The sequence below is a fragment of the Aequorivita iocasae genome, assembly GCF_016757735.1.
GTDB lineage: Bacteria > Bacteroidota > Bacteroidia > Flavobacteriales > Flavobacteriaceae > Aequorivita > Aequorivita iocasae.
Genome location: NZ_CP068439.1, coordinates 1,350,527 through 1,361,293, shown reverse-complemented (window position 1 = coordinate 1,361,293; position 10,767 = coordinate 1,350,527). Strand labels below are relative to the sequence as shown.

Here is a 10,767-nt window from a genome sequence, read left to right as displayed (position 1 = left end):
GTATAGAGCAAATATAAGTTTTAGGAATTAAACTAAAATTTAAGTCTATCTGAATTCTGCTATTTCTTTTTCAGAGAAATTTTCAGACTCCATCACAAAATCTTTCACAATTTTCTTTAATTCCTTTGAATTAATTGTGGCAAAATTCTTTGAAATAAACATTTTATCTTCTTCGATATTTTTATGATAACCTAAGAATTTCGGCGAATTTTCCTGGACACTCATACGAATGTAACGAATTTCAATATTTGAAGGGTCTGCTTTTACAGCATCTTCAATCAAGGAAACTCCTTCTTTAAAAAAATCTTTTTTTTCGCTTTTCTTTTTTGAGAATTTTGCCTTCAGCGTTAACACCGCGCCTTTGTATGCTTTTGAAACTGTTTTGTCTGAAGCATTTACCCCGGTAAGCATTCCGTCAAGTTTTGAAGTAATTTCAGCACTTTCAACCGCTTGTGGATATAAGAGACGGATTTCCTTCAAATCCTGTGAATTTGCAGCAAATGTAAAACAAAGGGCTATAAAAAAAAGATACTTCATTATTCTACAATTTTAAAAGTCGCGCTGAGTTTCAAAGCAACTGTGTCTTCAAAAGAAGTGGTATTCTTTACTTTCACTTCATCATCTTCCTCAGCAATATCAATCGCTATTTGCAAGTCTGGATTGTTTTCAGGGTTGATGATTGCCATAAATTTTATGTTTGAAGAAACAGCCAAAAATAAATTTTTTCCAGTTGCTTCCTCGGTCAGTTCCTTTATAATCTGAATCATACAAACGCCTGGCATCACTGGGTTTCCGGGAAAGTGACCTTTAAAAATAGCGTGGTCTTTGTTTAAATGAATCTGTGCCAAAATACCTTCGGCAGATTTTTCGGTGGCAGTAACTTTATATAAATCTTCAATGAGCATATTATTCCTTTTTGAATTTTTCCAAGGCTATGGTAAGCTTGATATTCTTGTGTTTTATTGCAATTGTTTCCGCAATATTTTTCCCGGAAACGGTAAAATCAATCACTATTTTTTCTTTTGTTTTTGAAGTATTTACAATTTTCTGAAGCGATTTGTTCACACTTCCGAAAAAGTAAAAATTAAAACGGTCCTCACTTTGTGTTTTGTAAATTCTATTTCCGGTTGATTCAAAAACCGCCAAAACTTTTGCGCTTTCATTTACAAGCAATTTAAAATCATCTTTTAAAATATTGACGATGAATTTTTTGTCTAAATCTTCTACAACAAAATTCTTCGTAAAAGTATCGCCTTCAAACTGAAAATCAAACAATTTGCTTCCAAATTCAGTTGTAAAAACCACGCGATGACTTCCAGCCGCAATTTTTTTAATGATTAAAATTCCACCGAAATTCTTTCCGTAAACTTCAATTTTTGCTTTGTAAACATAATCTATTTCAGCATTGGAAAAATACGGATTTTCAACTTCATTTTGGGTGAACGGAACCGGCCGAAGCCCCTCCGTGGTTTTTAGCGAACAGGAAGTTAAAACTACCGCAGCCAAAAGGCTAATTGCTAAAAACCGAATCATTTATCGTGCTGTTTAAGATACGGTTGCTGAAAACAATACGTGTAAAATCCTGCGAAGGTTCTACCATTTTCACTTCAAAAACCTGGGCATCATCTTTGTTGAAAAGTAGTTCAAACGAAGCAATATAGCCCGCAATTTTTTTATCTTTCGGAACAAACACAGCTTTGTTGTATTTTGAAGATTTATAGAAAGAAACCGTAAAATCGGCATCATTGAACATATTGCCTTTAACGCTATTCACAATTAATTGGTTCAACTTTTTGAAGAGTTTGCTGTTGCCAATATCTACCTTGCTTTTGGTGCCGCCGTCGTTGATGAGCAATTGGTCTTCCTTAAAAATCACGCTGTATTGGTACGGATTTGTATATTCCCACTTAACCAATCCGGGCGCTTTAAAAACCATTTTCCCAGATGTTTTTACGTCATCGGCCAAAAAATCGAGGTGCTTGTGTTGCACAAAATCGGTTTTGATCGTTTTGGTAGTTTTTGCCGAAGAGATCACTTTTTCCTTAAAAGTAGTGATTTCCGAAGCAGTCATCACAGTCTCCTGCGCTTGAAAAGAGCTGCCAAAAACAATAAAAAATAATAAAATAAAGTAATTACGCATAAGCCTCAATTTCAAGCAAGCGATCCACCGGAACCGACTGCAGTTTGTAAGATGGCAAAGTTAACAATAACCGTTCCAATACGGCAACGGTTTTTGCGCTGCTGTCGTGAAGTAGAATAATATCGCCCTTTTTTAAGTTGGAAGTGATACGTTTTAAAATTTTTTCCTCAGAAATATTTGTAGTGTCAAAGCTGCGTTTGCTCCAGCCAATAGACAAATGTTCCGTTTTTTGTAGCGCTTTTTTAATGTTCGGATTGGTTACCCCAAAAGGCGGACGAAAAAGTTTCAGTTCCTTTCCTGTGATTTCCTTTAAAATTAAATTGGTTTGGATCAATTCAGCAGCTACCTTTTCGGAAGAAAAAAACCCAAAGTTTTTGGAATGCGAATACGAATGATTGCCAACAGTATGGCCTTCTTCAATAATTTGACGAACAATTTCCGGATGCTTTTCGGCATTTTTTCCTATTAAAAAAAAGGTGGCTTTTGCGTTGTATTTTTTCAGAAGCGCTAAAACTTTTGGCGTGAATTCTAGGTTTGGCCCATCGTCAAAAGTGATGGAAATATGGTTTTCCGAAGTTTTGTAATTGTGATTTAGAGATTGCAAATGATAGTTCAGTTTAATCTGAAACGAACCAATTGCGGTAATCAAAAACCAAATAAATACAAAAAGTACATAAAGCCAAGCTGGAACTTCACCAAAAAAACCTGCCAGTAGTAGTCCAAAAAAAACTACCAAAGCCAGCGCGTTTATGGTGTAAAACCTCAACATTTTCTCAATAAAACAAGGCTGTGGTTTTGGCCGCGGTATTGGTTGTAGCACAAAACCGTTTTAATTTCGGAAGAATTAATTTTGTTGATTTTCACGATTTCGGGAACAGTCTGGGTTTTCAAAATTTTTGATGCCAACCAAACCCCAAACGCCGAGACAGTGTTGTTTTCGCCCACCAAATGTTTGTAAAAAACTTGTTGGGTTTTGCTGAAAATTCCTTCGAAAAGTTGGTTGTAATATCCATCAAAATCTACATCGCCGTTGTTCCCAAAAACAACCAAATCAATGTCGTCGATCTTCAAATTATTTTCCTTTAAAAAAGTTTCAATTACTTCTGAAACCTTCTCTTTTTTAAGCGTGTTAAAAGTTTCCACTGCAACCAATTCGGCGTAACAGCTTTTTGTCTTTTCATTTGAAACCACAAAAAAATTGGCGCCTTCACTGAAAACAGCGCCTTCGGTTTTTGAATCTAAAACTTCCGAAATTGTTACAGCTTCAGGTTTTATGTGATTGATTACGCGATGCACTTTAGTAGTGTGCTCTCCCAATTCCTCAACGCCGCCGACTAAAATATGTTCGGCTTCATCATTTTCAAGCTGCATTTTTGCATCGAGCAAAGCTGACTCAAAAGAAATCGCGGAATGTACGTAAGTGAAATTATAAGCTTTGCACTCCATCCCCAAAGCAATCTGCCCCGCAACGGTGTTGTGTGTGCTTTGAATGAAAGAGGTTGGCGTTAAATATTGCTCGTTATTATCAATTATGGCACTCACAAATTTTTCGGAATCAATCATACAGCCCATTCCCGTTCCGGTGATTATGGCATCCACGGTTTCAATTCCCCCTTCGTCCATCGCGATTTTTGAAGCAACAACGCCCATTTTTATGCCTTTTGCCATTCTTCTGGCGGCTGCGGGCGGAATGTATTGTTTGTAATCTGGGTCTTGCGCAAAAATTACGGTATCGTTATATTCGGTAATTTCATCCAAAAAAATACCGTTATCATACGTTTTTTGAGGTGAAATGGAAGCGATGCTATTTATGTAAACTTTCTTCATTACGCTTCTTTTGAAAATATTACCGTGGAACAATTCCCACCAAAACCAAGCGAGTTTGAAAGTACCGTGTTCAATTCCTTTTTCTTTAGTTCCGTTTGTGGAATCATTGAAAATTCCTTCATCGGGGTTTTAAAATTCAGGTTTGGGAAGATGATATTATTTTGAAGCGCCAAAACAGAATAAACCGCCTCAATTGCACCAGCTGCAGCCAATGTGTGACCCGTATAAGCTTTTGTGGAACTAAATTCCGGCATTTCATCGCCAAAAATTCGAAGTATTGCCCTTCCTTCCGAAAGGTCGTTATTTCCTGTTGCTGTGCCGTGGGCGTTGATGTAATCTATTTCCGAAGGTTTCAAATTAGCTACTTTCAGTGCCTTTTCCATCGCTAAAGTCGCGCCGTCGCCATTATCTGAAGATGCGGTTTGATGAAAAGCATCGTTGGCATTGCCGTAGCCTTTTACATAGGCTAACACTTTTTTGTTTTCGGCTTTTACCACTGCATCACTTTCCAAAACCAAAAAAGCTGCGGCTTCACCCAAGTTCAAACCTTTTCGATTTTCATCGAAAGGCGTATTAAAAGTATCGCTTAAAATCATCAAGGTCTTAAAACCGTTGATGGTAAATTTTGAAAGGCAATCTGCGCCGCCGACCACAACGCGATCCAATTTTCCCGATTTAATCAAGCGTGCGCCCAACATGATAGCATTGGCCGCGGAAGAACAAGCGGTACTGATTGTTGTTACCAAACTTTCCTCAATCCCCAATTGCTCAGCAATTTTTTGGGTAGAATCGCCCGCGTGGTGGCTTTCAATATATTTTTGCGGTTCCTTTTCGGTAAGGTATTCGTAATAATATTTTTCGGTCATATCCATCCCGCCCACGCTGGTGCTGGAAACGATGCCCGTTTTGTATTTTTTTATATTGGTGATTCCTGCGCTGGCAATTGCTTCTTTTGCCGCAATTACACCCAGCATTGCAGTACGCGAATAATTATTTTCTGGCGGAAGATTGAGTTGGGCAATCAATTCGTTATTGGTGAATTTCACTTCGCCCACCATAATTTCATCGCGCTGAATGGTCTCAATATTATCAACGCGCGTGATGCCTTTTCTTTCGTTTATGAGCGCATCGTAGTTTTCTGCCACATTGTTGCCAATTGCAGAAATAATACCCATTCCGGTTATGGCTACGCCTTTGCTCATTTAAAAATTAAGAATTTTGTGAACATTCAATATGCTTCGACTGCGCTCCGCATGACATTCAAAATATTACTTTGTGCGGTGTTCCTCAATATAATCAGCCATTACCTGCACAGATTCAAAAATCTTTCTGCCTTCTTTTGGGTCGCTCAAACGGATGCCGTAATCTTTATCTAGCATCACGATAAGTTCCAGTGCATCTATGGAATCCAATCCAAGTCCGTCGCCAAAAAGGGCGTCATCATCTGCAATGTCTGCTACTGATACATCTTCAAGATTTAATTGCTCTATGATTTTTCCTTTTAATTCTTCTTTTAATTCGCTCATAATATGTTGTATAATCTGGTTATTTCTTCAGTTTTATGTTCAATTTCGCCTTCTTTTTCAACTAAATATAAAAAAGCATCGTAGCTGTTTTCGTCTAAATCTACCCAACCACAAAGTACTTTTTCTGCTTTTCCGCTTCGCAATAAACTGTTGGCGTACAGTTGCAAGTATTCCGCATTAAAGCGGTCAAAGATAAAAAAACTATTTTCAGAATACAGCCTGTGTTTGATACTTATCTCGCCCAAACAAATATTTGGCAGGGTGTAAACAAAAACAGCCGGACTGGGGAAGTATTCATCACTATTTTCAATGGCTGCTTGGTGTTTTCGGTCGGTATCCAAACTGGATGCTCTGTTTGAAAAAATTAAGGCAATATTATTTTCTTCTTCGTTTAAATTTTCGTTTTTCAACAGAACATCTGCCGCCAAAAAGGCAAGCTTGCTGAGATTGTCCATTTTAAAAAACTTAGGATAAGTAGTTTTCAAAATTTTGTAGGCATTTTTTATAAATACCGAAAAATCTTGGTGCCCATCTTCAAAAAGAATACGCCCATTTACTGAAATCGTTTGTTTTTTAATATGGCAATATTTTTTTATGTGAAAATTTTCAGCCACTATATTATTTCTTTTTGCAAACTAACATTGTGTGATAGTCACCAATTTGGATGTCTTCCTGCAATTGCAAGCCTGCTTTTTCAATTAATTTTATAAAAACGCTTGCTGGGTACATTTTGCTATTTCCGTTTGCAAGTACTGTAAAATAAAGGGATGTTGCTTCAAGAATAAATTGCGAAGCCTTAAAAGCCTGCCGGTCTGTAAAGGTTTCTACAATCACCAACTCGGTATCGGCATCCATGGATTTTGCGCATGTTTTCAAAATTTGTAAAATTTCTGCTTCGGAAAAACAATCCAGAAATTGGCACATCCAAATAAGGTCTGCCCCGCTTGGAATTTGTGGGTTTTCAGAAAGCCAATCAATGGCATATCCAGAAATTCTATCCTTAAAACCGTTGCTTTCGGCATTTGCCATAGCCATATTCAGTTGTCCGGGCAAATCAACAATTTTCACTTTTACATCATCATTAAAATTGCAACATTTAATGGAGAACTTGCCAGTATTTCCACCTACATCAAATAGCACTTTTGGGTTTTTCTGAAAAATCTTTTCGAGTGCTTCACCAAAAATATTGTCTGAATAATGATGGTCAAAATCAAACCACGCCTTTTGTTCGGAAGGTTTTAACTGGGAAAGTCCTTCATAGATTGTTGGCCAATGTCCTAATTCTTTGAGTCCTTCGGGCTTGCCTGTTTTTATGGAATCATTTAAATGAAACAGCCCTTTGTAACAAACGTCGTGCGCAAAATTAAGGTTGACGCTAGCCGTAGTGTCAAAATTCAAAAAATAACCAATTTTGGTGAGCTCATATTTTTCAGCTTCATTTTTGCTCAAAATGTTTGATGTAAGCGCAATTTCCAAAAGCACCCCAACGCCATAGGGGCTTAGTGAAAGCTCTTCTGAAATCTTCTGGGCCGTGGGACCACCATTTTCCCTATTTTCAAAAATATAATCCAAAATCCCGAGTTTTCGAAGTGATACGGAAGCTTGGAAAACAAAAGGGGCAAAGGCAATTTTGTGCGCTTCCTCCAAAGCTTCCAGTGCATTTATTTTTTTTGTGGTCGTTTGCATGTATAGTTGGTTAGTTGTTTGCTTTTTTATATATCACCGCGGTGTTGCACCCCCCAAAACCCGATGCAGTTTTTAGGAAAGTTTTCATCACTTTTGGCGTATTAGCTTTGATGATATTGATATTTTTTGAAACTCCAAGTTCGTCAAACCCCTTGGAAATGAAAAGTGTATCATTTTTTAGGGAATGCATTCCCACAATGGTTTCCAATAACCCTGAAGCACCTAAAGTGTGTCCAAAAAATCCTTTTAAACTGTTCAACGGTACGTTTTCCATTTCCAAACGGCTGAAGGCGATGGCCTCCATTTCGTCATTGAATGGCGTGGCAGTGCCGTGTGCGGAAACGTAATCTATTTCCGCAGCTGTAATATTTGCTTCTTTTAAAGCAGATTTCACACTTCGGAAAAGCCCTTCACCGGTTCGCGACGGACCCGAAATATGGTTTGCGTCGTTGCAGGTTGCGTCGCCTAAAATTTCAACGGCTTCCATTGGAAGATCTTCTTCGGAAGAAGTAACCAAAGCACTTGCGGCAACTTCGCCTAAATTAATTCCAACCCTATTTTTATCATAGGGCTTGCAAGGTTCTGCTGATAATGCCTGAAACGAATGAAAGCCCGAAAGGATAAATTTCGTAACCAAATCGCCACTGGTTATAAAAACATGGTTGTATTTTCCTTCGGAAATAAAACTTTTTGCAACCGAAATTGCCAAAACGCCCGAAACACAAGCGTTTGAAAGTACAATCGCTTCATTTTTAAAACCGAAAAAGTTTTGGATTGTTTTTCCCAATTCACTTAAATATGCGCGACTTTCGGGAAAATTGCTTTCACTTTCAAGTACGTCAATGTTTCCTTTTGTTGTCGAAATGATTAATCCAACTTTTTCATTCAACAGAATATTTGAAGCATCAATAACCTCTTTCAACGAAAGAATCATCATTTGCTCCAACTTTGTAAATTTTGAAGCGTTACTAATTTTACTGAATTCCTCTTCAACTTTTTCAGAAGAAATCATTGAAGCGCAAAACGGTTCGGGCAAAAGGGAAGCATCCTCAAATTTTGCAAGGCCTGATTTTCCTTTTGAAATTTTTTCAACTACCGTTTCGCTGTCAAAACCTAGACTGCCAAAAATATTGTTATATGAAACGAAGGTTTTTCCCATTTTTTATAATCCCATTTTTTCCTTCCATTTTGCAAAAAAATCGGGCGTTGTAAGTGAAAGCTCTCCCTTTTCATTCAAAAAAACCTGAATGGTTTCACCCAAACAGACCAATCTTCCCTTGGGGTCAAAAATTCGATATTGAAAAATCATTTTTGCCGCAGCAGAGGGAACGAAAGTCGTTTTTATAGTTGCCACATCGCCATAACGCAACGGGAGTTTATGCTCGCAGGAAGATTTCACAATGGGCGAAGTGTAACCGTTTGCCTTTTGTTCCAAATACGAAATACCGTGCTCGCGCCCAAAAGCTTCGCGACCATCTTCAAAATACTGAATATAATTGCCGTGCCATACAATTCCCAAAGGGTCTGTTTCTGTGAAGCGCACCCGAATTTCAGATGTAAAACTTATTTCTTTTTTAGTGTCAGAGGGCATTTTTTCTTCGGTTATAAATTATTGCTATTATGATTGTTGTGAGGAAGAACAACAATAATAACGAAATTTCGGGAAGGATTTTAACAAAACCCACATTTCTTAAAAATACATCGTAAAACGCTTCCAAGCCCCAGTTCATCGGGGAAATTTTGGAAACAAACTGCATAAATTTCGGCATTACGAAAACGGGTACCCAAACGCCGCCGAGCGCCGCCAAAATAACCACCGAAGTGGCGCCAAACGGTGCTGCCTGTTCCTGTGTTTTTGCTAAGGTGCCAATCAGCAATCCCAGCCCAATTGCGGCAAGCCCAGAAAAAAGCGCGACTAAATATAACATCGGCAACTTTCCGGAAACGTCAACTCCCGGCAGGCCGATGGCGGGAAAAAGAAAAATTCCCACGAGCAGCATTAACGTAAATTGAACAAGACAGACCGCGAGATAAACGATTGTTTTTCCGCCCAAAACTGTGGCGTAATTAACTGGCTGGGTGCGCAAACGGACAAAAGTGCCTTGATTTTTTTCTTTTAAAAGATTGATTGAAAGCGGCACAATAATAAAGAAAATTGCAAAAAGCGTCCACGCCGGAACGTTGTGCTGTGCTGAGTTCGGAATGATTTCCTCATTGTTTTTTGTGGGAAGAATTTCTTTAAAAGCGATAAAGCTTTCTGTTTCAAAAATAGGTTCGGCATCGTCTTCGCCCAATTCCGTTTGAAACGCTTTGTAGATGCTTTGCGTTTCAATTTTCGAAATCATTTTATCGATGCCGTTTTTCACGGAAGATTTAAAGCTTACCTGCGTTGCGGGGTCAAAATACAAACGGACCTCCTTTTGCGGTATCGTTTCCTTTGCAACCGCCAAAGTATCTTCTTCCAACCCAAATTTTGACAAAATTCCTTCCACATTTTGGTTCACTTTCTTTTGAAGCGATGCCGAAAGATTCTCGGGAATCACAATGGCGAGTTGATATTTTCCGGAGAAAACAGCCTCCTTTGCATCTTCTTCGGAAGATTTCTGGAGAATTTCAAACGAATTGGATTCGGAGAGGTTATCAATGATTTTTTTTGAAACTTCGCCTTTGTCGTTATCCACCAAAAGCACGGGAATTTTTATATCGCTAATGGTTCTGAAAGTGCTGTCCTGCACTAAAGTGATGACAATCAAAAGCAACAATGGCATTATAAAAAGAATCGCTATTCCCCCCAAATCGCGGATTAGCAAAAGCATTTCCTTATATGTGGAAGCCCAAAGTTTATGCATGGTCGCGAAGGGCTTTGCCGGTTTTTGCCAAAAATACTTCTTCAAGATTTTTGGCTTCGGGTTGAATTTTTATCAATTGTGAAGGAACTCCTTTTACAATAATCTCCCCGCGGTCAATAATGGCAACGTGCGTGCAAAAAAATTCGGCTTCGTTTAAATGGTGGGAGGTGTAAACAATGGTTGTTCCTTGTTTATTCAACAGTTTTAAATGGTCGATAATCACATTTTTGGATTGTACGTCCACCCCTACTGTTGGCTCATCTAAAAATAAAACTTTGGGTTGGTGAAGTATTCCAGCAATCAAGTTTACACGACGCTTCATTCCACCGGAAAACGTATCGGATTTTTTATTTGCGAATTTTGAAAGGCCCATTATTTCCAGATGTTCGTTAATGGAGTTTTTTAAAATTTCGCCTTTAATTCCGTACATACTCCCGAAGTATTCCAAATTCTCAAAAGCGGTAAGTGTGGGATATAGTGCATATTCCTGCGGAACGATGCCAATTAATTGTTTCAATTGGTTTTTGTGTTCCTTAAAACTCAATCCATTAATTGTGAAGGAACCCGAAGTGGGTTTCAACAAAGAAGTGAGCATGGAAATAAGCGTGGTTTTTCCCGCGCCATTTGGGCCCAGCAGCCCGTAGATTTCGCCTTTTTCAACTTTCAAATTAAGGTCTTTTACCGAAAAGTATTCGGCGCCTGTGTATTTTTTTGAAAGTTGGTTTATTTCAATCATTGC

14 protein-coding genes are annotated in these 10,767 nt (G+C 38.3%); all 14 read right to left on the bottom strand.

Annotated features, from left to right (window positions below; all coding sequences use genetic code 11):
* Positions 1-45: 45 nt before the first annotated feature.
* Complete coding sequence (locus JK629_RS06355) at positions 46-537, bottom strand: hypothetical protein (RefSeq protein ID WP_202337768.1); 492 nt, start codon at positions 535-537, stop codon at positions 46-48.
* Complete coding sequence (locus JK629_RS06350; RefSeq protein WP_202337767.1) at positions 537-905, bottom strand: hotdog family protein; 369 nt, start codon at positions 903-905, stop codon at positions 537-539. The genes JK629_RS06355 and JK629_RS06350 overlap by 1 nt, the downstream gene beginning before the upstream one ends.
* 1 nt (position 906) lies before the next feature.
* A complete protein-coding gene (locus JK629_RS06345) occupies positions 907-1,533 on the bottom strand; it encodes a hypothetical protein (RefSeq protein WP_202337766.1) in 627 nt (208 codons plus the stop codon).
* A complete protein-coding gene (locus JK629_RS06340; RefSeq protein WP_202337765.1) occupies positions 1,511-2,140 on the bottom strand; it encodes an outer membrane lipoprotein carrier protein LolA in 630 nt (209 codons plus the stop codon). Before JK629_RS06340 ends, JK629_RS06345 begins: the two co-directional genes overlap by 23 nt.
* Positions 2,133-2,909, bottom strand: coding sequence for a polysaccharide deacetylase family protein (locus JK629_RS06335; RefSeq protein ID WP_202337764.1), 777 nt, complete (start codon positions 2,907-2,909; stop codon positions 2,133-2,135). Before JK629_RS06335 ends, JK629_RS06340 begins: the two co-directional genes overlap by 8 nt.
* Positions 2,903-3,967, bottom strand: coding sequence for a beta-ketoacyl synthase N-terminal-like domain-containing protein (locus tag JK629_RS06330; protein ID WP_202337763.1), 1,065 nt, complete (start codon positions 3,965-3,967; stop codon positions 2,903-2,905). Before JK629_RS06330 ends, JK629_RS06335 begins: the two co-directional genes overlap by 7 nt.
* Positions 3,967-5,169 (bottom strand): beta-ketoacyl-[acyl-carrier-protein] synthase family protein, encoded by a 1,203-nt coding sequence (locus JK629_RS06325; protein WP_202337762.1) that lies wholly within the window; start codon positions 5,167-5,169, stop codon positions 3,967-3,969. Before JK629_RS06325 ends, JK629_RS06330 begins: the two co-directional genes overlap by 1 nt.
* A 66-nt stretch (positions 5,170-5,235) precedes the next feature.
* Positions 5,236-5,493: a phosphopantetheine-binding protein gene (locus JK629_RS06320; RefSeq protein ID WP_062619903.1), complete on the bottom strand. Its 258-nt coding sequence runs from the start codon at positions 5,491-5,493 to the stop codon at positions 5,236-5,238.
* Positions 5,490-6,107, bottom strand: coding sequence for a 3-oxoacyl-ACP synthase (locus JK629_RS06315; protein ID WP_202337761.1), 618 nt, complete (start codon positions 6,105-6,107; stop codon positions 5,490-5,492). Before JK629_RS06315 ends, JK629_RS06320 begins: the two co-directional genes overlap by 4 nt.
* Before the next feature lie 4 nt (positions 6,108-6,111).
* Entirely contained in the window at positions 6,112-7,179 is a 1,068-nt protein-coding gene (locus tag JK629_RS06310) for a methyltransferase (RefSeq protein ID WP_202337760.1), read from the bottom strand.
* A gap of 10 nt (positions 7,180-7,189) precedes the next feature.
* Entirely contained in the window at positions 7,190-8,338 is a 1,149-nt protein-coding gene (locus JK629_RS06305; protein WP_202337759.1) for a beta-ketoacyl-[acyl-carrier-protein] synthase family protein, read from the bottom strand.
* A 3-nt stretch (positions 8,339-8,341) separates the two neighbouring features.
* On the bottom strand, positions 8,342-8,770 hold the full coding sequence (locus JK629_RS06300) for an acyl-CoA thioesterase (protein ID WP_202337758.1): 429 nt from the start codon (positions 8,768-8,770) through the stop codon (positions 8,342-8,344).
* Positions 8,760-10,028, bottom strand: coding sequence for an ABC transporter permease (locus tag JK629_RS06295; RefSeq protein ID WP_202337757.1), 1,269 nt, complete (start codon positions 10,026-10,028; stop codon positions 8,760-8,762). Before JK629_RS06295 ends, JK629_RS06300 begins: the two co-directional genes overlap by 11 nt.
* Positions 10,021-10,764: an ABC transporter ATP-binding protein gene (locus tag JK629_RS06290; protein WP_202337756.1), complete on the bottom strand. Its 744-nt coding sequence runs from the start codon at positions 10,762-10,764 to the stop codon at positions 10,021-10,023. Before JK629_RS06290 ends, JK629_RS06295 begins: the two co-directional genes overlap by 8 nt.
* Positions 10,765-10,767 lie beyond the last annotated feature (3 nt).

Coding starts and splice junctions, on each gene's coding strand:
- JK629_RS06330 (WP_202337763.1), bottom strand. CDS start 3,967: ATGAAGAAAGTTTACATAAATAGCATCGCTTCCATTTCACCTCAAAAA.
- JK629_RS06290 (WP_202337756.1), bottom strand. CDS start 10,764: ATGATTGAAATAAACCAACTTTCAAAAAAATACACAGGCGCCGAATAC.
- JK629_RS06345 (WP_202337766.1), bottom strand. CDS start 1,533: ATGATTCGGTTTTTAGCAATTAGCCTTTTGGCTGCGGTAGTTTTAACT.
- JK629_RS06350 (WP_202337767.1), bottom strand. CDS start 905: ATGCTCATTGAAGATTTATATAAAGTTACTGCCACCGAAAAATCTGCC.
- JK629_RS06295 (WP_202337757.1), bottom strand. CDS start 10,028: ATGCATAAACTTTGGGCTTCCACATATAAGGAAATGCTTTTGCTAATC.
- JK629_RS06310 (WP_202337760.1), bottom strand. CDS start 7,179: ATGCAAACGACCACAAAAAAAATAAATGCACTGGAAGCTTTGGAGGAA.
- JK629_RS06320 (WP_062619903.1), bottom strand. CDS start 5,493: ATGAGCGAATTAAAAGAAGAATTAAAAGGAAAAATCATAGAGCAATTA.
- JK629_RS06300 (WP_202337758.1), bottom strand. CDS start 8,770: ATGCCCTCTGACACTAAAAAAGAAATAAGTTTTACATCTGAAATTCGG.
- JK629_RS06325 (WP_202337762.1), bottom strand. CDS start 5,169: ATGAGCAAAGGCGTAGCCATAACCGGAATGGGTATTATTTCTGCAATT.
- JK629_RS06340 (WP_202337765.1), bottom strand. CDS start 2,140: ATGCGTAATTACTTTATTTTATTATTTTTTATTGTTTTTGGCAGCTCT.
- JK629_RS06305 (WP_202337759.1), bottom strand. CDS start 8,338: ATGGGAAAAACCTTCGTTTCATATAACAATATTTTTGGCAGTCTAGGT.
- JK629_RS06335 (WP_202337764.1), bottom strand. CDS start 2,909: ATGTTGAGGTTTTACACCATAAACGCGCTGGCTTTGGTAGTTTTTTTT.
- JK629_RS06355 (WP_202337768.1), bottom strand. CDS start 537: ATGAAGTATCTTTTTTTTATAGCCCTTTGTTTTACATTTGCTGCAAAT.